Here is a 23788-nt window from a genome sequence, read left to right on the forward strand (position 1 = left end):
CCCCATAGGACTCTCACGTTATTTATGTTTAAAGAATGATATCATTTCTTCGGGAACAACCTTAACGTCCACAATTTTATATTCTTCTTCATCTTCCTGTTTCGGAGCAAACTCTATAAGAAACATTTCTCCATTTTCAAAGGTTAATAGTTCATAGTTTTTAAAGTTTGTTCCTGCTGTTGTGATCTCCTTTAAGTTTTGGAATTTTTCTTTTGATACTTGATCTCCAGTATCTTCATAGAAAAGGGATTGAAAAGCATCATAATTCCCTTGGTCGATTTGAAACTTCATTAGCCATGCTGCATTTGTCGGTGTATCTGGTTCCATAACCTTTTTAGTTTTACATGATGTAAGAATAGATAATAAGGCTATGATGATAAATAGCTTTTTCACTGTATTCACTCCTTTTGCTCAATACCATCATTTACGGATAACCTCTTTAGATGTTTCGACTTTAGTTATATTTCCTGATTTGTAAATATTTAATATTTTAATATAAAAATATAACGCAAAATAGAATAAAATGTTCAAAACCTGCTACAAAGAGTGACAGGTTTTTGCTAAGTGAAAAGTTTACTTTTTACCAACCATGCACATCAGGTATTAGCCCTGAATACAGTATAAAAGCATAGTTTTTATAAATTTTCGGAGGGGTTTTATGGCTGTAGTTAAAGCTACATCTAAAGATAAAAAGCTGCTTGCTCGTTTAATGCGAGCAGAAGCGGAGAGTGATGGGAAGTTAGGGATGCTTATGGTGGGAAACACAGGGGTTAACCGTGTGCGGGTACGTTGCTCAGATTTTGATGACATTAACTCAATTGAACGAATGGTCTATCAGCGACCTGGTGGATTTGAAGCAACATTAAAGGGATATTTTTATCAACGAGCCAGGGAAAAGGATATCCGGTTAGCAGAAAAAGTAATTGCTGGTAAGCAGTATTATCCTGCAAAATATTCACTTTGGTTCTTTGCTCCGGAAGGGGATTGTCCTCCAACTTGGTTTGGTCAAAATTTAGAAGGACGCTATAAAACACATTGTTTCTATAAACCAACATATGAAGAGTGTAAAGAAGTATTTACAACTTGGTAGAAAAAGAAAAAGGAGCTTACACTTGTAAACTCCTTTTTCGATACCCATTATCAGACAACCTTATGATTCAATATGCAAGCCAACTTTTTCATCTTCAAGCTCTACATATTTCATGTCTTCTTTTTGATCAAAGTTCATCTCTTTCACAAGGAGGTTATTTTGTAAAAGCTCTTGGAACTGCTTGATAACCTCTTTCATCGTTTCACTAGCGTCGAAAGAAAGGTTTACACGTTGTTCAACAGATAAATTCAGCTCTTTACGGTATTGTTGTACTGCACGGATAAGCTCACGTGCTAGCCCTTCTTTACGAAGATCTTCCGTTATTTCAGTGTTTAGAAAGACCATGTACGTTTGATTGGACGCCATTTCCATCCCTTGTTGTGTCGTCTGATTCACAATAAGATCCTCTTGCTCGACACGAACCGTTTCGCCTGAAGGAGATTCTGTTTCAAAATATCCTTGGTCGACGACCTGCTTCGCATCATCAGCAGACAAGCCTTTTAACGCTTTTTGAACAACGCCAACGAGTTTACCAAGCTTTGGTCCGGCAGTTGGGAAGTTCAGTTTGATTTCGTATTGAACAGCAGCTCCAGCGCTCTCAGTTAATTGAACATCTTTTACGTTGATCTCATCTTCAATAATATAAGAGTACTGCTCTAACGCTGTATTATCCTCTTTTGAACCAACAACGGTTAGCTCAGCAAGCGGTTGTTTCGTTTTAATATTTGTTGCGTTACGGCTGTGACGTGCAAGCTCAACAACTTGGAGTACACGATCCATATCTTTCTCAAGAGCATGATCTTTTTCTGATACATCTGGTTGAGGGAAGTCAGCTAAGTGAACACTTTCTCCTGTTAAGTTCAAATGAATATCATCAGCGATAAATGGTGTGTATGGAGCAAGTAACTGACTCGTACGGATTAATACTTTGTGTAACGTATGGTAAGCAGCAAGCTTATCGTCATTCATACCTTCACTCCAGAAACGGTCTCGGGAACGACGGATGTACCAGTTACTCACTTGTTCAACAAAGTCAGATAGCTCACGAGCACCTGCTGTGAAATCATAGTCATCCAAGTGCTTCGTTACATTTTCCGTCACCGTTTGTAGGCGTGATAGAACCCACTTATCAAGCAAAGAACATTCGCCTTGTTCATGTTTGGTTGGATCGAAGCTATCGATATTTGCATAAAGCGTATAGAAAGAATGCACGTTATTAAGTGTATCGATTAGCTTTGATTTTGCCTGACTAACAATGTTGGCAGAGAAACGTTTGTTATTCCAAGGGGCACTGTCTGCTAGTAATGCCCAACGTAATGCATCTGCTCCGTAATTCTCAACGAGTTCCATTGGTGCGATAACATTTCCTTTACTCTTCGACATTTTACGGCCATTTTCATCTAAAATGTGGCCGAGAGAAAGAACACGCTTATATGGTGCTTTCCCTGTGAAGAGAGATGAAACAGCTAATAAACTGTAGAACCACCCACGCGTTTGGTCAACACCTTCTGCAATGACATCTGCTGGGAACTGCTTTTCAAATAACTCTTTGTTTTCAAATGGATAGTGGTATTGTGCGAATGGCATAGAACCACTGTCGAACCAAACGTCGATAACTTCTTTTGTACGTTCCATGTCACCAGAACATGAAGGACATTCAAGTGTTACATCATCTACATATGGCTTATGAAGTTCGATGTCTTCTGCCACATGACCTTTTGCATGATCACGCATATCCTGTACGCTTTTCGGGGCATACTGGTGATCGCAGCTATTACATACCCAAACGTTTAATGGTGTACCCCAGTAACGATTGCGTCCAAGGTTCCAGTCGACCATGTTTTCGAGAAACTTCCCGAATCGTCCGTCACGCATGTGGTCTGGATGCCAATTCACAGATTGGTTATTCGCCATGATTGTATCTTTAATATCTGTTGTTTTGATAAACCAACCTTCCATTGCGTAGTAGATTAATGGAGAGTCACAACGCCAGCAGTGCGGGTAGCTGTGTTCATATTTTTCTTTAGAGAATAGGAGGTCCTGATCAGCTAACATTTTGATGATGCTTACGTCACAGTCCTTTGCAAATTCTCCTGCTAATGGTTTAATTTCGTCTGTGTAGCAGCCAGCCTGGTCAACTACGTTCACAAAATCTAAGCCGCTTTCTTTAATCGCATTGTAGTCATCTTCACCATGTGCAGGGGCAAGATGAACCACACCTGTACCGCTATCATCTGTTACGAAACTAGCAGAGATGACCTCATGGCCGCGATCAAGGTTTATGAAATCAAATGGAGGCTGGTAGGATAGACCAACAAAATCGCTACCTTTATGCTCACTAACTACTTTGTATTCCTCACCCAATACATCCTCAGCTAAGTTTTTTGCGACGATATAAACATCATCGCCTTGTTTCGCTTTTACATAATCGAGGTCTTCATGGATCGCTAAAGCAACGTTTGCAGGGAGCGTCCAAGGTGTTGTTGTCCAACCTAGGAAGAACTCATTTTCTGATCCTTCTACTTTAAACTTTGCTGTAACAGATAGGTCTTTAACGTCTTTATAACCTTGTGCTACTTCATGTGAGCTTAGGGAAGTCTGGCAGCTCGGGCAATAGGGGGCTACACGGTGACCGCGATCAAGCAAACCTTTTTCATGGATCGTTGAAAGGATGTACCATACACTCTCGATGTAGTTATTTTGCAAGGTTACATAAGGGTCATCCATGTCGACCCAATATCCAATGGCTTCAGTGAATGTACGCCATTGACGTTCATAGTCAAATACGCTCTTTTTACACTCTTCAATGAATTTTTCTACACCATATTCTTCAATCTCGTGTTTACCAGAAATGCCGATTTTCTTTTCTACGCCAAGTTCTACAGGGAGACCATGTGTATCCCACCCAGCTTTACGAATGACCTGATAACCACTCATCGTTTTGTACCGTGCAACGAAGTCTTTAATGACACGCCCTAACACGTGACCGGCATGTGGTAAACCATTCGCAGTTGGAGGACCTTCATAGAAGACGAAGGTTTCCTTTCCTTCACGATTTGTGACAGATTGTTTGAATGTATCTTGCTCCTGCCAAAGCTCTTTGACACGATTCTCACGCTGAAGCGCGTTCTCGTTCACATCAACTTTTTTCAAGTTACTCACTCCTGATTTGTTTTTAAAAATAATTTCGTTTCCTTTTACAGAACTAGAGAGCGACTCTATCCGGAATCATGAAGCCTCTATCCAGAATTAGAGCGACTCTATCCGGAATCATGAAGCTTCTATCTAGAATTAGAGCGACTCTATCCGGAATTGTGAAGCCTCTATCCAGAACTAGAGCGACTCTATCCGAAATCATGAAGCCTTTATCCAGAATTAGAGCGACTCTATCCGGAATTATGAAGCCTCTATCCAGAACTAGAGCGACTCTTTTCGGAATCATGAAGCTTCTACCCAAAGCTAGGCCACTCAATTTAGCTCTAAATAAATATCTCTTCACCAAATAACCGTAAAATACAAAAAACTCGCCCCCTAAAATAGGGACGAGTTCTACCCGTGTTACCACCCTGATTCCAGAATGCGCTCATTTAGATAGAGCATTATTCTGGCACTCATACGACGTACCATCATACGCGTTCCGTTTAACGGTGGAATTCCGGGAAAACCTAAATCTAGCTTCAGCTTTCCTTCTCGGAGAGGATTTTCAACGGGATCTGAACATTGGCTCACAGCGATTCACCAACTCTCTGGGGAACAGGACTCACGTTTACTCGTTCTCGTCTACGAATTTCTAACGATATTTGTTACGTCTAAGCATATAGCAAGCCTTTTACCGTGTCAATAGGCATGAGCGGATGTTCAGCCTCCGTCTAAAGTCGTAAACGTTTTCCCCCCTTGTTCCGAGTACATGAATAACATACACCACTAAGATAGAGGTAAGGAGGTTGTTCATATGATTAAAGGTTTATATGAAACCCATTTACCAGTGAGTGATATAAAGCAATCCATTGAATTTTATGAAAAACTAGGGTTACAGCTAGCGTTTGAGGGGGAACGCGTAACTTTTTTATGGATCGATAAGGGGAAGAGTTGGCTTGGGCTATGGGAAGGTGAGTCAGTAGAAATCCCATACCACCCCTCCATTCGTCATCTTGCTTTTCATGTGGAACTGGCGGATATAAAAAAGGCTAAATCATGGTTAGAGGCAAAGGGGATTGAGGTGCGTGAAGCTTTTGGTTTTTCAAAAGATCATCAGCCACTTGTCTTAATGAACGCCCCAAATGCTCATGCGGCTATTTACTTTAATGATCCAGATGGAAACTCGATTGAATTGATGACGCCAATAGATTTTGAAATGAATGAAAAAAGAAACATGATGTCTCTACAGCAATGGGAAGAAGAAATCGGATTTGTATAGAGTTCGATGCATACGTTCCTAGAAACGTGATATGTTAATAGGAAAAGGGTATGCAAAGGAGTACGTATGAGACAACAACAGGTGATTAACGCAGATGATTATGGGGATGGTATTCCAATTATATTTATTCACCCACCTGGGATGGGGCGGACAGTATTTTCATATCAGCGACAACTGTCTGCGATGTATCGAATTATCTTACCAGATTTGAGTGGACACGGAGACTCTCAAACACAAACAAAGGATGTCACAATCGATACATATGTTGAGGAACTTAGAGAGCTATTAGATTCCAAAGATATCGAGAAGGCAGTAATATGTGGTTATTCTGCTGGTAGTATGGTGGCGCAGCAGTTTGTCTTAACATATCCGAATCGAACACAAGGATTGATTTTATCGGGAGGCTTTCCAAAAGTTAATACTAAGGGGTTAAAGATTGAGTACACCCTTGGTATGAAGTTACTATTGAAGTCCCCTCGTCGATTAATGAATGTTCTTGCAAAAGGACACACGAGTATTAAGGAATTCAAAGAATTGTTAATATCAGAGATGGAGAAAAATGATACAGAAGTGTGGTACAAGTTTTATAATGAATCCCTGCAATTTGATTGTTCAGAGAGGTTGCAACAGATTAAGTGTCCGACTTTATTGATGTACGGTAATCGGGCATTCTGGATAAATGCTCATAAAAAGTTTTATCAAAACCTCTCGAACTGTGAATGTTTATATGTGAAGGGTGCATTTCACCAATTACCTACTAAGCATTTTGACGTTTTTAATGCGAATATCCATAACTTTATACAAGATCGAGTTGTGCCTGCTACTTGGTGAAAACACCAAGGGCAGGCTTTTTTCTATTCCATTTCATGCATTGATCCTCTCTTTTTTCACCATACTAAAGGTTAGAATCGTGAACGGGAGGTTTCTTTGTGGGGTCACAATCTTGGAAAGAGTTATTAAAAAAAGGGAATAAATCTTCTGCTACTGCTGCAGGGGGGAATTTAATTATAGCTATTGCTAAAACTGTTGGTGCTGCTGTTAGTGGAAGTGGCGCAATGCTTGCTACAGCACTTCACTCCTATGCTGATACGATTAACCAAGGGTTTGTGTATTTCGGAAGTGTGTTAGCTCAAAAAGATCCTACTCCTCGTTTCCCTACGGGGTTTGGGCGCGTGATTAATTTATTTGTAATGGTAGCTGTTCTTATCGTTACCGTACTTGGATATGAATCCCTTAAAGAAGGCTGGCATCTTATTCAACATCCTAAAGAAAGTGGTGCATTTTGGCTAAATATTTCGATCCTCATTTTAAATGTAGTCATTGATGGTGGGATATTGATCAAGGTGATGAAAGAGATTAATAAAGAAGCACGTGATGAGAGTGTGTCTGGCTTTCAAATCATACCTGGCGCAATACGCAACCTTTCAGATGCTACTCCCCCGACCCGTCTTGTTTTCTTTGAAGATGTAGTAGCTGTTACAGGGGCTTTTCTAGCTATCATTGCTGTTATTGTAACGACCTTTACGAACATTGCGATATTAGATGGAATTTCTACATTATTAATTGGAGTGCTGATGCTTGCTGTAGCGCTTCGAATTGGTTATGAAAACACACTTGGGTTAATTGGAGTTTCAGCACCAAAGGATGTCGAAGAAGAGGTAGGGTACATGATTTTGGAACATGACAAAGTTGAGGATATCCGAAAGTTACGTGTAGTAAAAGAAGGACGAGCGTATCATGTAGAGGCGATGCTGGAATTAACACCTGGTCTCTCTCTAGCTGAAGCGGATGATATAAAGTTCAAAGTGTGGGATAAACTCTTGAATAGTCCGGAAATATCAGATGTAACGCTTGGTATTATTGAATCCAATGAGAAGAAAGATTGGGACCCAGATCAACAAGAGCAAAAAGAAGTTAAAGAGTGGAATAACCCAAAGGAAAATGAAGAGGAAAAGTAGGAGGGAAAATGTAAAGAATTCGTCGAAAACCCCCGATATTTGCCGCTTTTATCAAGCGTGATTCACGTGAAACATTGTGAATACACGCTTCTTTTCTTTCGACAAATTTCGGGGGAATATTTAATTTTTGCGATTTAAAATTTGCTTCTTTGGATCATTATTCCCGACAGCTTTGATCGCAATTTCGGAAAGCTTATTAAGTCCATGCTTTGTTGGTGCCTTTTAATTTAAAGGAGAGTGAAACTTCGATATACTCTTAATCAGATAAGGAGGCAGTTCTATGAGGGCTTTATTTGTAATAGGCATCATTGCACTTATTTTGGGTGTAACAAACCCATCTGAAACGGAATATAATGATTGGTTTACGAACCAAATGAAAGATAGAAGTGATTCTGATTTATTGGATTATGGCATTGATTTATTGGGACCTAGTTATGTTGAAAAGGAAACTAGCTACACGAATTATATTCTTTTCTCTGTTTACAAAACACAACTTCCAGGGCCAACAGAAGTGACAACGGTTGGAATCTTTAATAACTTCTTTTTTGTTTCCAAGTCCCAACAAGAGCAAGAATCTAAAGCAATAAATCTCAAATGATATATAAAAGGATATGAATGAGTATGAAGTGGATGTATAAAAGCTATGAAGAACTAACGAAGCAAGAATTACACGATATGATTAAAGCGCGTATTGATGTTTTTGTAGTAGAGCAAAATTGTCCGTATCCGGAAGTGGATGGGTATGATCCTGAGGCTAATCATTTATGGTTGGAGGATCAGCATGGAAAAATAATAGCTTATTGTCGCTTATTTTTGTCTGGAGTAAAATACAGTGAAGCTTCTATTGGGCGTATCCTTGTCCTGAAAGAGATGCGTGGAAAAGGGTATGCAAAAAAACTTATGACTAGGGCTCTTAGTGTGATCAAAGACCAATATGGTGAACAAGCTGTTAAGATTCAAGCTCAAGAATACTTGCTTGATTTCTATGGATCATTTGGATTTGAAGGGGTTACTGAAATCTATTTAGAAGATGGCATACCTCATGTAGACATGGTTTTGCATTATTAAATACTAACCAATTTGACTAAATTCCTTTTCAACCGTGCAACCTAAGCAAAAAGAGAAGGAGTGGTCGAATGGGGGAACCTACAGGTAGAAAAGTGTTTATGCGAGTTGTATTTCTTGTCTTTTTCCTTATTATTTTAACTGGCATAGCTTTGTTCATTGCCTACGGTGCATACGAAGATAAACAAACATTAGAGGCTCCTATGTTAACAGATACAACTTGCACATTAGAATACTTTTCCAATGTGCTAACCATATAATTATCATAAAAAAACCCGCTACCTGAATTCAGGTAGCGGGCACATTTATTTTATGAATGAGTAAGGGGAGTTCATTCATGAAATCCATACACATGTACAGGTTTAACACCTGTAAGACTTATTGGTCAGATGTTTGTGTTAGGCTGTTTGCTCCAGCACTTGTATCGAAGAAGTAGTCTCCTGCATCAGAATAGGAGTACACTTCAACTGTGTAAGTTCCCGTACTTGCAGGTTGGAAGGAAACCGTTTCTTGACGTTTGGTTCCTTCAGACTTTGCAACAACATTACCAGATCCGTCGTAAACGTAAACATCAAAGTCTGGAGAAGAACCATAGAACCAAGAAGAAGACCAATCTGGCATGATAGTAGTAAGGGCTACTGGGTAATCGGTATTTGTTACTTCTAGTTCGTAAACGTCAGAAGCACCAGTTCCAGATAGGTTACCATCAGCATAGAAGTGGTCAGGTTTAGCAATGTTTGTTCCACTTAAGCCACCTGCTGATTCAATAGCTGCATAACCATCTAATAGACCATGTCCATAATCAATATCTTTCCCTGCAGGACCCCAGTCTTCAGAAGTACCTGTTAAGTGACTCTCTAACTGAGCTGGTGTTAGAGATGGATTAGCATCTAATAATAACAGAGCAGTACCAGCTGTAAATGGTGTAGCCATACTTGTACCACTATGCGCAATGTAACCATTCCCAGTGTTTGCTTCAGGAGCAGTGATGTTATACCCAGGAGCTACAATGTCTGGCTTAATGCGCTCATCAGCAGTATAACCACGGCTGGAGAAATCAGCTAGGAAATAACCACCTTCACCTGGATCAGCAGCTGCACCTACAGTAATGGCTTTTTCAGCTGCACCTGGAGAACCAACTGTGTAAGTTTCTGGTCCAGAGTTTCCTGCAGCAACCATAACGACTAAACCTGCATCAACAGCGTTATTTACAGCTTCAGATGTGATGTCAGTTCCATCAGAACTAGCGCTTGAACCTAGGCTCAAGTTTAATACTTCAATTCCATATTTATCTTTATTTTGGACAGCCCAATCAACTCCTGCAGCGATATCGCTCATGCTACCGCTACCTTGACTGTCTAGAACTTTGATTCCCACAAGGCCAGCTTCAGGTGCAACACCTTTATAGGTCGCATTCGCTTCACCTTCACCAGCTGCAATACCTGCAACGTGTGTACCGTGACCTTGGTCGTCATAAGGATTCGCTTGTCCATTTACATAGTCTTTCCATCCAAGTACTTTACCTTCATCTAAATCAGTATGTGATGCATCGATACCTGTATCGATAACCGCTACAACGTAATCATCTTTAGAGTAGGAATCAGGATTTCCATCACCATCTCCAGATAATCCGAAGTCACCTCGAGCTTTTTCAGTTCCAAACCACTCATTGGCAGTACCATTGCGCATTTGAACTTCAACGTCTAGTTCGACCTGTTTAACAAAAGAGATATGTTTCATTTTCTCGATTTGCTTTTTATTTAATGTTGCAGCAACTCCGTTTACAACACTATAAGTATGCTTTGTTGAATAATTACCAACCTGCTTCTTCAACTTCTTGTCTAGTGCTTCTGAAGATTTCCCTGGCATGTTGGATGTGTCAAACTGAATCATAACTGGGAGCTTTTCGTTTTGTTGCATCTCCTTCAGCTTTTGTTCAAGGTTATCATGCAGCTTGTTTTGGTCTTTATCCACCATTGCTGCAGGAGTCTCTTTAGCCTGCTTAGGATCATTCTTGTTGGCGTCGTGTTGTCCAACCGAATCTGCACTCGCTAGTGTTGGTGTTAACGCTAGTGATGTAACTAGAAAAGCCGACAACCATTTGTTCTTGTTCATAATATTTCTCCCTCCCTGTTTGAACACTTCAATTGTTTGAATGTTCTTAAATTCACTATATCAGGGAATATGCATGGTTCGCTTTGAGAAAAGTATCTTATGAAAAGGTTGCCAATAAGTGGTTTAAGAGGTTATTTGCGAAAAGGGGGAGAAAAGAATGGTGAAAGTGTATGTAGGTTAATATTAACGAATCATAACTTTTGTTATTTATAGACCTTGTTATGTAGGGGGTTAAGTGTAATTAAAAAGGAATATGAAAAGATTTAGGGAGGAAAAGGAAACTAAAATTCAATGGATTTAAGGGTGAAATCAAAGACCATTTGAGAAAATCTATTTAATCGTTAAAATGACTCCCCCTCTTTTAATGCTTATTTAAAATAATGGACATGTTATAATGAAGGTGAGTAGTGGGAATAGAATAGTGAAGGCTTACTGAAAGGAGCCGAGTATATGTTAAAACTCAAACGAAGATTAAAGTTCCTGTTGCAGTTAAAAAAATCCGGTCCATTTTTACTTGATTTCTTTCGCTCCCATGAAGTGGAAAACTCAAAAAAGATTCTTTCAGTATTACTGTTTGTAGGCTATTTCTTGCTCCCGATTGATATCATCCCTGATCCACTTCTTTTCTTAGGATTTGTGGATGATGCAGCTGTACTTGCTTTTGTACTAGAGCGAATTGTGAAAATGGCACCTGATTCTTTAAAACAAAAATATGGATTATTAGATGAAAAAGCTTGGAGTCGTTAATCTCCCGGCTTTTTTTCTTACCATAAAGGGAGTAAAGTTGAAAAAAAGAATCTCGCTCCATTTTTGATAACATAAGAATGGAGCGAGAGGCTGTTTTACTGTGTGATTTTTTCATTAAATTGAATCAGCTTATCAGTCGTTTCTGGAATTAGCTTATTTAAAGTTTTTATATTAGGAGATTTCTTTTTAGATTCTGCAATCAAAGGATAAAGGCTGTCTTCAATGTTTTTATAATCTTTCGGATACGTTTCTTCAACTCTTTCTTCAATTAGATCCCACTTTTCATCTAGCTTATTACCAAGTTGATTTAGTTTTTCCGTATTTTTAGGGTCTAATTTGATGGCACCTTTCATTTCTTCAATCGTTGCTACAACGATATCGACACCTTCTGTAATCGTGACTTCCTCGTTGTTTTCTTGTGTTTCTACATTTCCATTCCCTTCGTTAACCTGAGCTGCTTGTGCAGTAAATAAACCAACTCCTACTACAAATAAAGGAATGATTAAATAGATCGGTTTCATACTCTGCATCTCCTTTCGCTATTATCGTTGCTTACTTTTTCCTCTAGTGGCGTATTTTATTCAAGACTATTTAATAAGAAGGAATTCATCTATTTTTTTAGAATTAGTATGGATATAAAGCATTAGGAGGGATCTGCCTTGCAAGGTGTGCGCTCGATTTTAGAGGAGATACCATCGCTTCAAAATATCAAGGAAGCATTGTACGTTGAAAAAGGTTTTTCCCAAGATGATAAATGGGTGCTTGAAACGGATGAAGGCCCCCGATTGTTTATTAAAGTTTGTGATGAAAAAGTAGCAGATCACAAAGAGGAAGAGTTTCGTTATATGCGTCATTTTTATGATAAAGGCATACCCTTGCCTGAGCCGAAGCAGTTTGAGAGGTTATCCCATCACAATAAATGTGTGCAGGTCTTTGGTTATGTATCAGGTCAAGATGCTGAAGTTGCTCTTCCGCTGTTACCTGAAGCCACCCAATACGAAGTGGGTGTTCAAGCAGGGGAAGTGTTGAGAGATATTCATAAATTACATAAAGAAAAACCTAGCGAAACATGGGAAGAGTACCGTTGGGCGAAATATCAAAGGTATAATAACGCTTTAGAAGAAATGAAAGATGATATTCCACATACGTTCAGCATGGACCCTGTAATCTCATTCGTACAAGAACATAAACATTTGTTAAAAAATCGACCGGTCGTTTTTATGCATGATGATTATCACCCTGGGAATATGATGGTAGGAGACGGTCAGTTTAATGCTGTTATTGATTTTGATCGTTTTGAGTGGGGAGATCCTTATCATGATTTTTACAAAATGGCACTCTTTACGAGGAACGTGAGTATTCCATTTGCCATTGGCCAACTCCACGGCTACTTTGATGGAGAACCACCAATGAAATTCTGGCAACACTATGCTCTCTATGTTGCAATGATTTTTCATTCAGATATTGTGTGGTCAATACGCATTGGGGGAAAACAACCTGAGCAATCGCATAAGAGATTAACTCAAATGTTAAAGGACCATGAAGGTTTTACACGTTACATTCCAACATGGTATGACAATTCATTTTAGGAGGCGATATTATGCGTATTTTAATTTTAGGAGGGACTGTGTTTCTCGGGCGTAATATAGTTGAAGCAGCGTTAGAGAAGGGACATGAGGTAACACTTTTTAATAGAGGAAAAACGAATCAAGATCTATTTTCAGATGTTGAGAAATTGACTGGAGATCGGGCGAGTAATCTTGAAAGTCTGAAGGGCCGGGAGTGGGATGTAGTTATTGATCCATCAGGATACCTTCCTGGAGTGGTTGCAGAAACAGCCTCATTATTAAAGGATGCGGTGGAGCGCTACATTTTCATTTCTTCCATTTCTGTATATCGTGATTTTCAAGAGCAGTATATTGATGAAGGATATCCTGTAGGTGAATTAGAAGATGAATCAGTAAAAGAAATTAATGGAGAAACGTACGGTCCTTTAAAAGCACTATGTGAAAAGACAGTCGAGGATATAATGCCAGGTCGGACATTGTCTATTCGACCAGGTTTGATTGTTGGTCCTCATGACCCTAGTGATCGTTTTACATATTGGGTTGAGAGGTTTGCACGTGGGGGCGATGTCCTTGTTCCAGGTGAAAAAAATCGACCTGTCCAGTGGATTGATGTGCGTGATCTCTCACGGTGGATCATTCAAATGGCTGAACAAAAAGAGACGGGGGTTTATAACGCTACCGGTTATGATAAAGAACTGACGATGGGGGAGTTTGTGAATGTTTTAGATCATCATCATGAGGATGCGAATCCAGTGTGGGTTGATGATGCCTGCCTTCTAAAGCATGAAATTAGTCCTTTCACGGAGTTACCCATGTGGATTCCTGTAACCGACAAACACCCTCACGGATTTATTTTAGCAAGTAACCAGAAAGCACTTGATAAAGGTCTAAGCTTCCGCCCGATTTCAGAGACTATTAAAGATACACTAGCTTGGTATCAATCACGCCTAGATCCCGAGTTGAAAAATGGTTTAGATGCTGAGAAAGAAGCTCGTGTTTTGGAAGAATGTACTTCAACATGATAAGAGCAGTTATTTTTGATTTTGATGGTCTCATAGTTGCTACGGAGTCAGTCTGGTTTGATGTATTTCAAGAGATTTCACAAGAATATGGAGTCGACCTATCATTAGAGACTTTTTCAAAATGTGTAGGCTCGACTGATGATGCATTATTCGATCATATGGAGATTCATGCAACGAAACCGTTTGATCGGTTGGAGATTGATAGAAAAGCGGAAAATCGATACCGAGATTTTGTAGAGGATCTAGTTTTTTCGTAATGGTGTGTTAGATTACTTGAAAGAAGCAAAAAGTTTAGGAATTCGAATTGGGCTAGCATCGAGCTCAGAGATTGATTGGGTAGAGAGTTATTTAAATCAATTTGGGATATTAAAGTACTTTGATGTAATGTGAACTGGTGATCAAGTAAGATTGAGGAAGGTCGAGCTGTGCTCGGCCTTTTATTATGTTCAGGGGAGTTATATAGTTCCGTTAAAGCCCCCTTATCTGGAAGACTTGGAATTGAGATAAAGTGAGAGGAGTCCGTTGCTGGAAAAAGAGTAAGGGGTTCATTGAAACGGCGATACTCCTGTGGAAGACCGTCCGAGCCTCCTCGTTCACTCCGTTCTCTGCGGGGTCTCGGCCGCCCTTTCTACCACTGGAGTTCGCCGTTTCCTTCACCCCTTGCAATTATGGAGGATAACGGACCCATGGCTGATATCTTTTAATCTCTTACATAAGGAAAATGCGATCTCAGATACTAAAACCCTTTATATAGAGCTTTAGATCACTTTGAAGCATATATGATGTAACCACATATTCTAAACTAGAAAACCTTACGATATCTGCGGTTCCGTTAGTCACCATTATGGCTAAGGTGGGCTGTGGAACGGGTTGACTCCTCCGGTAGAAAGGGCGAGCGAGATCCCGCAGGAGTGAAGTGACGAGGAAGCTCGATCGGTCTTCCGGGGAAAGCAACCCGTTCCACAGCCTGCCGCACTGCAAAAACGTAACGGAACCAACCCGCACCAGCTTATTCAAGATAACTGCCATATAACTGAATAACTAAATTTCTAAGATAAACAAAATTCAAAAAGAAAAACTAACTATTTTTTCAAAAAATTGAAATCTACTGTAATATGAAGCTAGAAAGTTCGTCTAATTAAGGAGAGAAACAGGAAGAAGGGGATTTAGGGATGGATTCTACCGTCGTAGTCGAAGAATGGTTCGAAAAATACAGTGATGGCCTATATAACTTTCTTATATATTACACACGTTCCTCGGAAGTAGAAGGTATTGTTCAAGAAACGTTCATCCGAGCAATTCGTAACTTTCATTCCTATGAAAAGAAAGCTAAACCGAAAACCTGGCTCTATCACATTGCTAGAAATGTAGCCATTGATGAAGCACGTAAGAAAAAACGCACCCAATGGGAAGAGGAGGTGCCTATTATGGAGGATAAAATAGATTCCGGTGAGCGTCCCGAAGAAGTTTATCAGCTTCAAGAGACTAAACGTACAATCTATCACTCCATCAATCGTCTTAAAGATAGTTATCGGGATGTTTTGCTTTTGAGATGTATGAATGATTTTTCAATAGATGAGACAGCTCAGATTTTGGAATGGACTCAGAACCAGGTGCGCGTGACGTATCACCGAGCGCTCAAAGCCTTGCAAAAGGAGCTGAATAAGCATGCATGAAGATGAACTTAGAAAGCAACTGAAGGAATTTCCTCAACATCAAAGGCTGGATGAAGATAAGAAAGAGGAAATGAAGCATACCTTACGAAAAGAAGTCGGAAAAGAGGCGATGCCTTTTCAAAAACGAAAAAGGAAGCCTTGGATTGCCGGGATAGTTGGGGTGGCAGCCCTAATGATTATGATTTTTTCTGTACTCGCCATTACAGGAGGACAGCCTTTGGGTCAGGCGAATTTTACTGGTGAAAATGGTGATCAAAGTCTTCGTGCAGCATTTATAAAAGAAGTTGAAGAAAATGAAGATATTACCGACTATTCTTTTTCACCGGATGAAAAGGAGGTATTGTTTGTTGAAGTAGAAAATGAAATTTTAATGGTAAAGTTTCGTGACTTGGAAAGCAATACTACGAAATCTCTTTTTCAAGCCCCAAGCATATACCATGAATACTCATGGTCACCAAACGGAAGGTATGCTATGTATGCTTCTAGCGGTATAAGTCCAAAAAAGTCCTGGATGATTAACTTAGAAAAAGCGAAAGTCCAAAGCATGAGCCCTTTTTATAGGACAGGAAGCCCATTATGGGGAGAGTATGGAAATCGGGTTGTATTTGGAGAGGACCACCCAGATCGTGAACTCTCAAGGATAGTGATGTATGATTTTGAAAAGATGGAAGCTGAAACGTTATATACAGCAAGGAAAGAGTTAGTGAGATATTACGTTGAGAAATGGGAAACGAATAAAATCAAAGTGATGGAAGATTTGTTAGAAGAGGAACGTTCAAGACCGATTTTACTCTCCAAAGAGAACAATCAGTGGACCTCTTTGGAGGAGATGACAGAGGAAGATGCTGAGCCAGGAACCAAAGCGCATATTAACCAAAAGCTTAGGACTCAGCAACAGGTCCAAATTGAAAACATTACTTGGTCTCCTGATGAGTCCTATGTTGTGTACACAGAAAGCACATTTAATGCACCTGATCAAAGGACCTTCATTTGGGAAGTGGGCAAAACCGATCCACAGGCTATTAAAAATGACTTTGAGGAGAATGTCCATACGTTAAAAGGGTTTAAATGGAATGAAGATAGTACCCACTTTATAGAGTTATACAGTTACGGTGGAGATAACAAGTTTTTATGGACTGTAGTCGATGCAGAAGAAGAAATTCGAACGAAACAATTCCCTGCTACCCACGAGCCAAAATGGTCACCAGGTGGTAACCGTATTGCTTATGTTGAAGGGATACGAGAGGAGAAGGAATCAGGTACGATTAGCTACAATGCACTTAAAGTCTATGGATTGTCTCCTGATAGAATGTTTGATTCATCAGGAAACCAAAAATTCCGTATTCAAACATTATTTGAATCAGAAGAGTTTGCTCAGTACATTGAAGTGAAATCTTGGAGAGATCGTTCTTCAATAGAAGCGACTTATCGTTCTTACATGGCTAATGGAAAAAGTACAATGCTTTTTAATGAAGTCAATGGAGAGTGGAAAAGAGATCGAAACATTCCAATCAATTTAATGGCTTTTAGTACCCCGATTTATTTTGGGAGGCATTTAGTAAAAGAAGAGCCTTATTCCTTGTGGGATGAAGAAACATCAAAAGAGGTTGTCTTAGGAAATGATAAAAAGATAATAGTTTCTCTTTATAACGCTAATGGCGTAGAACACGTTTTTTTAAGGTATAGAGATCGGTGGTTCTCTCTTCAAGAAACGAAATTTAAAAATGCTAACATATCAACAGAACCAATTACGGGTAATGAGAACAACGAAATTGTGATTCTGGGTACAGAGGTCCAAGAAGGGGAAGAAATACCGATTAAGCATATTATCAGATTTAAGCCTGATGACCAAAATGCAAACAACTTTGAACACATAGCCGCAATACCTTATTATCAAGAAGTAGACTTAGACGGCGATTCTAATTCAGAAATGGTGTCTATTCATGAATCACAGGTTTTCATTTACGTAACAGACAATAATCAGATGGGAAAAATAAACGTGCTAAAAGCGGTAGGTGCTAAGAGTCATCAAACGATAGAGCTTAAGAAGGTGGATGATCAATATATATTTGAAATACGATCGGAGAAGACTGGAGAGGTAGATCATTATAAATTTGCTGATTTTGAATTATATAAAACAGAATTAGAAGGATAACTTTTAACACGATAAGCTCAGAGCTGTACATCTGAGCTTATTTCTATAGGATTTACCCTTTTGTTGGAATGATAACCTCTATACATATTTCTTGAAATCAAGGAGACGATGAACTTAATTCCATCGTTTGACGAACTTGGCTATATACATATAAAATGCCTTAAGCAAGAAAAATTGCACACACGCAAAAATATAATAAATACTTTAAATAAATTGAGGTGAGCAACATGTATGATATGTTTACATCATTAGATCCAGTTATGCAAGCTCTGATTGGGACCCTGTTTACATGGGGGATGACAGCACTTGGGGCTGCGCTTGTTTTTATAACTAAAGGAACGAATCAAAAATTTATGGATAGCACGCTCGCTTTTGCCGGTGGTGTTATGATAGCTGCCAGCTATTGGTCTCTGCTTGCACCAGCAATTGAAATGGCTGGAGAACGCTCAGGACCTTCTTGGCTTCCTGCTACTGTAGGTTTTTTACTAGGTGGCGCATTCTTGATGCTTGTTGACCGTCTTGCGCCTTTATTAAATAATAGCCAGTATATGAATGATATTAAAGATAACAAGGCAAAGCGCAGAACAACGCTGCTTATCTTTTCTATAACGTTACACAATATCCCGGAAGGTCTTGCAATTGGTGTTGCATTTGGTGCACTAGCATCAGGAGCTACTGAAGCGGCATTAGCTAGTGCAGTTGCCTTAGCTCTGGGTATTGGTATCCAAAACTTCCCTGAAGGAATGGCTGTTTCAATGCCGTTACACCGTGACGGAATGTCAAAAGGGAAGAGCTTTTTCTTCGGTCAATTCTCCGGAATGGTTGAACCAATATCAGCAGTGATAGGTGCATTAGCTGTTATTTTGATTAAACCAATTCTGCCTTATGCACTTGCATTTGCTGCAGGCGCTATGATTTTTGTAGTAGCCAAAGAGATCATTCCTGGTTCACAAGAGAAAGGGAATGCCGAACTAGCTTCTATCAGCTTGATGATCGGTTTTGCTGTTATGATGACATTAGATGTAGCATTAGGATAATTTAGTAAAGATGTCTGCGGAAGCAGGCATCTTTTTATTGGTAAAGCAGTAGTCCATTCTTTGCTAAACGGGCGCTTGCGCTTTTCTCCTTTGGTTAATATTACAAAAATTATTGTACCTATGTCTCGTTTAGGAGTGAAATGAAGGGGGAAACTGAGAAGGAGCCTATAAAAAAAGGGGAAAGCCCGATGAAATTTTCTTGGAAAGATTCTTTATTGTGGATACGAATAAGAGATAGCTATTGGTTTATGCCAAGTATTTATAGTATATTTTCCATAATAGCCGTCGCAATTTCGACGATGATTGACGTATATTATATTCAGCACGTGTCACGTTACATACCCGATTTGTTTTTATCAACTCGAAGTACAGCTACGTCACTTTATTCTGCATTGATCACATCCATTTTAACGATGACAACGATTAGTTTTTCATCTATTATGGTTGTGTTAACAACCTATTCACAGCAATTTTCACCAAGAACACTACAAGATTTCATGACAGACCAAGTGACTCAAAATGTCTTGGGTGTGTATGTGTTTGGGTTTATTTTTGCACTACTTAATCTTATTCTATTAACAGAAAGCAAGACAAAAGTTCTAGTAAGCCCTTTTTTCACAGTGATCGTGGCCATCATAACGCTCGGTTTTTTCGTTGTATTTATTCATCACTCATCTCGTTGGGTACAAGTGAATAACTTAATAGGAAAAATACAAGATGAAACCTACAGAGTTATAGGGAAGAAATTCTCTGAGAAATCTTATGGTGTTTATGAACAGTGGGATGAAAACGAGGTAGATAGGATTAAGAACAAAGAACGTCAAATTGTTAAAGTTCAACAATCCGGTTATATTCAACATGTTCAATTTAAGCCATTGATCCAATGGGCGATGGACAAAGACGTGGTTATTGATATTCACTTTCAGGTTGGGGACTACGTAGAAGCTGGTACACCTCTATTCTCATACTATATAGATGAGGATAGAGATGAGATTAATGAAAGCACATGTCTGAATTATATTATGGTTGGTAAAGAACGAACGAACCTTCAGGATATTGAATTTGCTATTCAAAAGTTAGTTGAAATAGCATTAAGAGCGATTTCACCAGGGATTAATGATCCTCACACTGCGATTAATTGTATTAACCGTATTGGTTCATTACTTGCTGAGTTAGGACGAGAATATAAAGCCTATCGCTATTATTCAGACCAAGAGGATGAGCTTCGTGTTATTTTAGAACCGAAACAATATTTTGAATATCTTTATAAAAGCTTTTACCAAATTCGACTATACGGAAAAAATGATGTTTCCGTAATGAATGGTGTCTTAGAGGCCCTTTATAAAATTGCTAAAGTTAATGATGAGAAAGTGCGAGAAGTCATTTGGGATTTTACTATATATATGATTAAGGCCATTGAAGATGAACGGTATTATTCCTATGATTATGAATTAATCAAACGTATGGCAGATCAGATTGCTGAGGTTTGCGGCAAGGATCCAGACCAAATTCCTCTTACGAATCATACGGAGAGAGGCCGAGTGAATAAGGAGAGCTTATAAAATGGAGTGGAAAAATATATACCGTGGTATGCTGATGGGAACAAGTGACTTGGTTCCTGGTGTAAGCGGGGGAACAATCGCGGTTATTTTAGGTATTTATGATCGACTAATTGAAGCAGTAAATGGGGTTTTTAGTCGAGAGTGGAAAAAACACATTGGTTTTTTCATCCCCTTAATTATAGGGATAGGAGCAGCTATTCTGCTGTTAAGTCAAGGGATTCATTGGCTACTTAACCATTATAAAACGCCTACATTATTTTTCTTTCTTGGATTAATTATTGGAGTCATTCCATTTCTGTTTAAGCAAGCAGGCTATAAAGAGAACTTTAAAGGTCATCATTATGGATATATGGTGGTGAGCGGTGCTTTAGTAGCTTCATTGGCTGTGTTCAATCAAGGGGATCCAGAAGCTTGGGGCTCATCCCTTTCTACCTTACAAATGGTGTTGCTATTCTTATCAGGATGGCTAGCAAGTATGGCCATGATCCTTCCGGGTATTAGTGGTTCTTTACTCCTATTGCTTGTTGGTGTGTATCCAACGGTTATTCAAGCCGTAAAGGAACTACAAATTGGTCGTGTTTTTGTTTTTGGATTAGGTGTCTTAGTTGGATTAATGATTACGAGTAAGGCCATTCAATGGGTGTTTAATAAGTACCCATCACACACGTATGCGATTATTATTGGACTTGTATTTGGCTCTATAATTGTACTCTATCCAGGGATACCATCATTGATGCTTCTTAGTTTTATAGCTTTTGTAGGCGGATTATTTGCAGCCTATTTATTAGGACAAGTTGAACACACATAAAAACCAGTACTCATTTGAGTACTGGTTTTTATTAAGATTAAATTAGAAACGGAAAGCTGTTGCGCCAACGATGATTAGCAAGATGAAGAGTACAACGATTAGCACAAAGCTTCCATAACCGCCACCATAGCCTCCGCCATAGCAGCATCCGTATCCACCATATCCGTACATACTCATTTCCCCCCTTTCAAAAGAAATCTTTTATATCAGGGTAGCTCTTGCTACATGAAACCGATCGATAAGTGAGTGGGGTGACTTAGTATCCTCCGTATCCTCCACCGAACATAGATGCTCCTACGATAATTAGCAAAATGAACAACACAACAATTAGGGCGAATCCGCCACCGTAACCTTGACTCATCTAAACCCCTCCTTTTCTTTGACTTCACTTATAATGTATGTAGATGTCCTTGTTATGGTTGGGCGATTCAGCATATATATCAAAAATGGGCGGGGTATCTTGATAAGTAAGAAAACAAAAAAAAAGCTGTCTCTTTTTTAAGAGACAGCTTTTAAATGAATAACTATGCTTTTTCCCAGTTCGCTGTTAATTTAACATCTGCTGCAGCAAGTGTCGTGTAAACAGGGCAGCGTTCATCGGTGATGCGTTGAAGTTCTTGAACACGTTCTTGAGATTCACTTGTGTTTACTTTTGCGTGTATTTCAACGGTTTGAAAGTAAGGACGAACACCTTCTGTTCCCATAAGACCACGTGGGTCAAGAGAACCTTTGATATCGAATGAAATATCTTGTAAGTCAAAATCTATTTCTTTTGCAACCATATTTGCAATAACGGTTTCACAACCAGCTAATGATCCTAACAGAGTTGATAATGGATCCGCGCCTTGATCAGTACCTCCCATTGATGCCGGCTCGTCTACAGTGATTGAGTGCTTACCTGCTTCAATGTTTGATTTCATACCTTCTGATTTAGAAGTGATTTGAAATGTTTCTTCAGCCATAATGAAATGCCTCCTTTAATTGATTTCAATTATATTTTAGTAAGGATACTTATTAAATGATGTAATTTATATTACATATTAGCGTAATCTTCCTTACATCACTATAATTCCTTTTTATATAGAATTAATAACATGAAAAAGCACATTACATACATTAGGATGATAATCTTGATTGTTTTTGGTTATTTTTGTTTATTGATTGTTTTATATGGAAGAAAAGGGAAGAGGATTTAGCGTTTTAAAGCAAGTTAATGCGGTTGGGCAGAGATTTGTTGTAAGTTCGATATAATTTCAATTAATGATTTGGAAAATGAGGATAATACTTGTGCTTTTTCTAATAATACGGAAGAGAAGTCTTGGATTACTTACATTTCGTTCACAAGTGGATTGTACGATGTTTTTCCTTCGGTTGATTTTTTGGAAGCTATGTCAACATTACTACTCATGGTTGTAAACGCCTTCGTTAGCTTATTCGTCTGGTTTACTATGTAATCAGCCATTAATAATGCCCTTTTACTTTTCCATTGTATCTTTTGCCGTTAAAATATCATTATGTTGATCAGAATCATTCATTTTTCTTCCCCATTGTTTAAACTCTAAAGATAAGATAAACGTAGTGCATATTATAACTAGTTATAGGTGATCATGCTCTAGGTACTCTATAATATCTAACCCTTTTATAACTTTATTATTGGTGACAAGAACGGGTACATAAACTTCCCCGATTAAGTCTTTCAGCTGGTTAGGTGCTTGCGGAGTTTGTAAAATATTTATTTCTCGAAATTCAATGTTCTGGCTCTCAAGCTGCTTTTTAGCCTTAAAACATTTCATGCACCCATCCATGGTATAAAGCTTTTTCAATTGAGAACCTCCTTTTCTTTGATGTCGATATTCTAAGAGGTGAAACTAGTGGATAAATTGTTAATGCTCTCTCAAATAAGTTTATTTGATGAGCTCCCAAAAGAAGAGTTAATGGTAATTGACGAAATGAGTGAAATGAAACCACTCAAAAAAGGGACTACGATATTGTCTCCTGAAAACCCAATTCAAGCACTGTTTTTGTTGAAGCAAGGGCAAGTTCGCCTATACCGAATGAACAGTGAAGGAAGACAATTTACCGTCGATATTTTGGTGGATGGAAATATCTTTGGTGAAACCTCTACCGTATCCTTAACCGATGATCAAATTTATGCTGAAGCTATGGTAGATACATATGTGTGTATATTAAGTCATGAGGATTTTGAGCATTTTATTGAAAAAAACCCCAAAATCGCTTTAAAGCTTATTGATATCTTATCCACACGTTTAAAAGAAGTTTACAGCATTAGTGAAAAGATTGCCTTGAGTGACGTGAAAAACCGCTTATTATATCTACTCCTTATGTTAAGTGAGAAAACAGGTCGTCGCAAAAATCACTGGCAAACGATCGAGATGCGCCTCACTCACCAGGATTTAGCCAATATGATCGGTTCAACTAGAGAGACCACCAGTGCAATTATTAGTCAGCTTAAAAAAGAGGGCTATATCAAAAAAGGCATCTGGTTTTCTGTTCATGCTGAAAAAGTTAAAGAACTTTTGGATGTGTAAGGAAGAGGTCCTTACACAT

27 protein-coding genes and 1 other annotated feature are annotated in these 23788 nt (G+C 38.8%); of the genes, 18 read left to right on the forward strand and 9 right to left on the reverse strand.

All coding sequences use genetic code 11. From position 1 onward, the window contains the following. Positions 1–18: 18 nt before the first annotated feature. Positions 19–402 carry a hypothetical protein gene (locus GS400_RS01255; RefSeq protein WP_236561092.1) on the reverse strand — a complete coding sequence of 128 codons (384 nt, stop codon included), beginning with the start codon at positions 400–402 and terminating at the stop codon, positions 19–21. Between the two features lie 256 nt (positions 403–658). On the opposite strand from GS400_RS01255, the gene GS400_RS01260 reads away from it, so the two are divergent. Then, a complete protein-coding gene (locus GS400_RS01260; protein ID WP_160098380.1) occupies positions 659–1090 on the forward strand; it encodes a cell wall hydrolase in 432 nt (143 codons plus the stop codon). 60 nt (positions 1091–1150) lie between these two features. Here GS400_RS01260 and ileS read toward each other — a convergent pair whose 3' ends face one another. Further along, the gene (gene ileS, locus GS400_RS01265) at positions 1151–4228 is read right to left on the reverse strand and encodes an isoleucine--tRNA ligase (RefSeq protein WP_370519788.1); all 3078 of its coding nucleotides are present in this window, start codon (positions 4226–4228) and stop codon (positions 1151–1153) included. 397 nt (positions 4229–4625) lie between these two features. Beyond that, positions 4626–4882 (reverse strand) — a binding site (T-box leader). A gap of 160 nt (positions 4883–5042) precedes the next feature. Here ileS and GS400_RS01270 point away from each other — a divergent pair. The 6 genes from GS400_RS01270 to GS400_RS01295 all read left to right on the forward strand — a co-directional run bounded on the left by GS400_RS01270 (position 5043) and on the right by GS400_RS01295 (position 8790). Next, positions 5043–5507 (forward strand): VOC family protein, encoded by a 465-nt coding sequence (locus GS400_RS01270; protein WP_160098384.1) that lies wholly within the window; start codon positions 5043–5045, stop codon positions 5505–5507. Positions 5508–5573: 66 nt separating this feature from the next. Then, positions 5574–6338 carry an alpha/beta fold hydrolase gene (locus GS400_RS01275; protein ID WP_160098386.1) on the forward strand — a complete coding sequence of 255 codons (765 nt, stop codon included), beginning with the start codon at positions 5574–5576 and terminating at the stop codon, positions 6336–6338. Positions 6339–6436: 98 nt separating this feature from the next. Next, complete coding sequence (locus tag GS400_RS01280; RefSeq protein ID WP_160098388.1) at positions 6437–7465, forward strand: cation diffusion facilitator family transporter; 1029 nt, start codon at positions 6437–6439, stop codon at positions 7463–7465. A 280-nt stretch (positions 7466–7745) separates the two neighbouring features. Further along, positions 7746–8063: a DUF4359 domain-containing protein gene (locus GS400_RS01285; RefSeq protein WP_160098390.1), complete on the forward strand. Its 318-nt coding sequence runs from the start codon at positions 7746–7748 to the stop codon at positions 8061–8063. Positions 8064–8086: 23 nt separating this feature from the next. After that, positions 8087–8533, forward strand: a complete 447-nt coding sequence (locus GS400_RS01290; RefSeq protein ID WP_160098392.1) for a GNAT family N-acetyltransferase — start codon at positions 8087–8089, stop codon at positions 8531–8533. 68 nt (positions 8534–8601) lie between these two features. After that, a complete protein-coding gene (locus tag GS400_RS01295; RefSeq protein ID WP_160098394.1) occupies positions 8602–8790 on the forward strand; it encodes a hypothetical protein in 189 nt (62 codons plus the stop codon). 118 nt (positions 8791–8908) lie between these two features. Here the strand turns inward: GS400_RS01295 and GS400_RS01300 are convergent, their stop codons facing one another. Further along, positions 8909–10645 (reverse strand): S8 family serine peptidase, encoded by a 1737-nt coding sequence (locus GS400_RS01300; protein WP_160098396.1) that lies wholly within the window; start codon positions 10643–10645, stop codon positions 8909–8911. Between the two features lie 450 nt (positions 10646–11095). On the opposite strand from GS400_RS01300, the gene GS400_RS01305 reads away from it, so the two are divergent. Then, the gene (locus GS400_RS01305) at positions 11096–11392 is read left to right on the forward strand and encodes a YkvA family protein (protein ID WP_160098398.1); all 297 of its coding nucleotides are present in this window, start codon (positions 11096–11098) and stop codon (positions 11390–11392) included. Between the two features lie 95 nt (positions 11393–11487). Here GS400_RS01305 and GS400_RS01310 read toward each other — a convergent pair whose 3' ends face one another. Beyond that, entirely contained in the window at positions 11488–11913 is a 426-nt protein-coding gene (locus GS400_RS01310; RefSeq protein ID WP_160098400.1) for a hypothetical protein, read from the reverse strand. Between the two features lie 147 nt (positions 11914–12060). Between GS400_RS01310 and GS400_RS01315 the strand changes: the two genes are divergently transcribed. From GS400_RS01315 to GS400_RS01355, 9 genes are all read left to right on the forward strand, one after another. Further along, the gene (locus tag GS400_RS01315; RefSeq protein ID WP_236561221.1) at positions 12061–12981 is read left to right on the forward strand and encodes an aminoglycoside phosphotransferase family protein; all 921 of its coding nucleotides are present in this window, start codon (positions 12061–12063) and stop codon (positions 12979–12981) included. An 11-nt stretch (positions 12982–12992) separates the two neighbouring features. Continuing rightward, positions 12993–13982 (forward strand): NAD-dependent epimerase/dehydratase family protein, encoded by a 990-nt coding sequence (locus GS400_RS01320; RefSeq protein ID WP_160098404.1) that lies wholly within the window; start codon positions 12993–12995, stop codon positions 13980–13982. Then, positions 13979–14239 carry an HAD hydrolase-like protein gene (locus GS400_RS01325; RefSeq protein ID WP_160098406.1) on the forward strand — a complete coding sequence of 87 codons (261 nt, stop codon included), beginning with the start codon at positions 13979–13981 and terminating at the stop codon, positions 14237–14239. The genes GS400_RS01320 and GS400_RS01325 overlap by 4 nt, the downstream gene beginning before the upstream one ends. Before the next feature lie 4 nt (positions 14240–14243). Continuing rightward, on the forward strand, positions 14244–14372 hold the full coding sequence (locus GS400_RS01330; protein ID WP_160098408.1) for an HAD family hydrolase: 129 nt from the start codon (positions 14244–14246) through the stop codon (positions 14370–14372). Between the two features lie 782 nt (positions 14373–15154). Then, the gene (locus GS400_RS01335) at positions 15155–15658 is read left to right on the forward strand and encodes an RNA polymerase sigma factor (protein WP_160098410.1); all 504 of its coding nucleotides are present in this window, start codon (positions 15155–15157) and stop codon (positions 15656–15658) included. After that, positions 15651–17813 (forward strand): TolB-like translocation protein, encoded by a 2163-nt coding sequence (locus tag GS400_RS01340; RefSeq protein ID WP_160098412.1) that lies wholly within the window; start codon positions 15651–15653, stop codon positions 17811–17813. The genes GS400_RS01335 and GS400_RS01340 overlap by 8 nt, the downstream gene beginning before the upstream one ends. Positions 17814–18040: 227 nt before the next feature. Beyond that, on the forward strand, positions 18041–18850 hold the full coding sequence (locus GS400_RS01345) for a ZIP family metal transporter (RefSeq protein ID WP_160098414.1): 810 nt from the start codon (positions 18041–18043) through the stop codon (positions 18848–18850). A gap of 188 nt (positions 18851–19038) precedes the next feature. Beyond that, positions 19039–20412 carry a DUF2254 domain-containing protein gene (locus GS400_RS01350; protein ID WP_160098416.1) on the forward strand — a complete coding sequence of 458 codons (1374 nt, stop codon included), beginning with the start codon at positions 19039–19041 and terminating at the stop codon, positions 20410–20412. Between the two features lies 1 nt (position 20413). Next, positions 20414–21220: a DUF368 domain-containing protein gene (locus GS400_RS01355; protein ID WP_160098418.1), complete on the forward strand. Its 807-nt coding sequence runs from the start codon at positions 20414–20416 to the stop codon at positions 21218–21220. Positions 21221–21262: 42 nt separating this feature from the next. Here GS400_RS01355 and GS400_RS01360 read toward each other — a convergent pair whose 3' ends face one another. From GS400_RS01360 to GS400_RS01375, 5 genes are all read right to left on the reverse strand, one after another. Next, entirely contained in the window at positions 21263–21397 is a 135-nt protein-coding gene (locus GS400_RS01360) for a YjcZ family sporulation protein (RefSeq protein ID WP_160098420.1), read from the reverse strand. Between the two features lie 79 nt (positions 21398–21476). Then, complete coding sequence (locus tag GS400_RS01365; RefSeq protein WP_160098422.1) at positions 21477–21581, reverse strand: YjcZ family sporulation protein; 105 nt, start codon at positions 21579–21581, stop codon at positions 21477–21479. Between the two features lie 163 nt (positions 21582–21744). Continuing rightward, positions 21745–22182 (reverse strand): OsmC family protein, encoded by a 438-nt coding sequence (locus GS400_RS01370; protein ID WP_160098424.1) that lies wholly within the window; start codon positions 22180–22182, stop codon positions 21745–21747. Positions 22183–22547: 365 nt separating this feature from the next. Further along, a complete protein-coding gene (locus GS400_RS20290) occupies positions 22548–22682 on the reverse strand; it encodes a hypothetical protein (protein ID WP_255454151.1) in 135 nt (44 codons plus the stop codon). 133 nt (positions 22683–22815) lie between these two features. Beyond that, complete coding sequence (locus GS400_RS01375; protein WP_160098426.1) at positions 22816–23043, reverse strand: glutaredoxin family protein; 228 nt, start codon at positions 23041–23043, stop codon at positions 22816–22818. 48 nt (positions 23044–23091) lie between these two features. On the opposite strand from GS400_RS01375, the gene GS400_RS01380 reads away from it, so the two are divergent. Continuing rightward, complete coding sequence (locus GS400_RS01380; protein WP_160098428.1) at positions 23092–23769, forward strand: Crp/Fnr family transcriptional regulator; 678 nt, start codon at positions 23092–23094, stop codon at positions 23767–23769. Positions 23770–23788: the final 19 nt, after the last annotated feature.

It is taken from the genome of Pontibacillus sp. HMF3514 (assembly GCF_009858175.1).
Classification (GTDB): Bacteria; Bacillota; Bacilli; order Bacillales; family BH030062; genus Pontibacillus.

Excerpts from the sequence above, each read along its gene's own strand:
- GS400_RS01300 (WP_160098396.1), bottom strand. The coding sequence starts at position 10,645 with ATGAACAAGAACAAATGGTTGTCGGCTTTTCTAGTTACATCACTAGCG.
- GS400_RS01290 (WP_160098392.1), top strand. The coding sequence starts at position 8,087 with ATGAAGTGGATGTATAAAAGCTATGAAGAACTAACGAAGCAAGAATTA.
- GS400_RS01305 (WP_160098398.1), top strand. The coding sequence starts at position 11,096 with ATGTTAAAACTCAAACGAAGATTAAAGTTCCTGTTGCAGTTAAAAAAA.
- GS400_RS01355 (WP_160098418.1), top strand. The coding sequence starts at position 20,414 with ATGGAGTGGAAAAATATATACCGTGGTATGCTGATGGGAACAAGTGAC.
- GS400_RS01295 (WP_160098394.1), top strand. The coding sequence starts at position 8,602 with ATGGGGGAACCTACAGGTAGAAAAGTGTTTATGCGAGTTGTATTTCTT.
- GS400_RS01350 (WP_160098416.1), top strand. The coding sequence starts at position 19,039 with ATGAAATTTTCTTGGAAAGATTCTTTATTGTGGATACGAATAAGAGAT.
- GS400_RS01270 (WP_160098384.1), top strand. The coding sequence starts at position 5,043 with ATGATTAAAGGTTTATATGAAACCCATTTACCAGTGAGTGATATAAAG.
- GS400_RS01310 (WP_160098400.1), bottom strand. The coding sequence starts at position 11,913 with ATGAAACCGATCTATTTAATCATTCCTTTATTTGTAGTAGGAGTTGGT.
- GS400_RS01320 (WP_160098404.1), top strand. The coding sequence starts at position 12,993 with ATGCGTATTTTAATTTTAGGAGGGACTGTGTTTCTCGGGCGTAATATA.
- GS400_RS01370 (WP_160098424.1), bottom strand. The coding sequence starts at position 22,182 with ATGGCTGAAGAAACATTTCAAATCACTTCTAAATCAGAAGGTATGAAA.
- GS400_RS20290 (WP_255454151.1), bottom strand. The coding sequence starts at position 22,682 with ATGGCTGATTACATAGTAAACCAGACGAATAAGCTAACGAAGGCGTTT.
- GS400_RS01260 (WP_160098380.1), top strand. The coding sequence starts at position 659 with ATGGCTGTAGTTAAAGCTACATCTAAAGATAAAAAGCTGCTTGCTCGT.
- GS400_RS01365 (WP_160098422.1), bottom strand. The coding sequence starts at position 21,581 with ATGAGTCAAGGTTACGGTGGCGGATTCGCCCTAATTGTTGTGTTGTTC.
- GS400_RS01335 (WP_160098410.1), top strand. The coding sequence starts at position 15,155 with ATGGATTCTACCGTCGTAGTCGAAGAATGGTTCGAAAAATACAGTGAT.
- GS400_RS01340 (WP_160098412.1), top strand. The coding sequence starts at position 15,651 with ATGCATGAAGATGAACTTAGAAAGCAACTGAAGGAATTTCCTCAACAT.
- GS400_RS01360 (WP_160098420.1), bottom strand. The coding sequence starts at position 21,397 with ATGAGTATGTACGGATATGGTGGATACGGATGCTGCTATGGCGGAGGC.
- GS400_RS01325 (WP_160098406.1), top strand. The coding sequence starts at position 13,979 with ATGATAAGAGCAGTTATTTTTGATTTTGATGGTCTCATAGTTGCTACG.
- GS400_RS01275 (WP_160098386.1), top strand. The coding sequence starts at position 5,574 with ATGAGACAACAACAGGTGATTAACGCAGATGATTATGGGGATGGTATT.
- GS400_RS01285 (WP_160098390.1), top strand. The coding sequence starts at position 7,746 with ATGAGGGCTTTATTTGTAATAGGCATCATTGCACTTATTTTGGGTGTA.
- GS400_RS01345 (WP_160098414.1), top strand. The coding sequence starts at position 18,041 with ATGTATGATATGTTTACATCATTAGATCCAGTTATGCAAGCTCTGATT.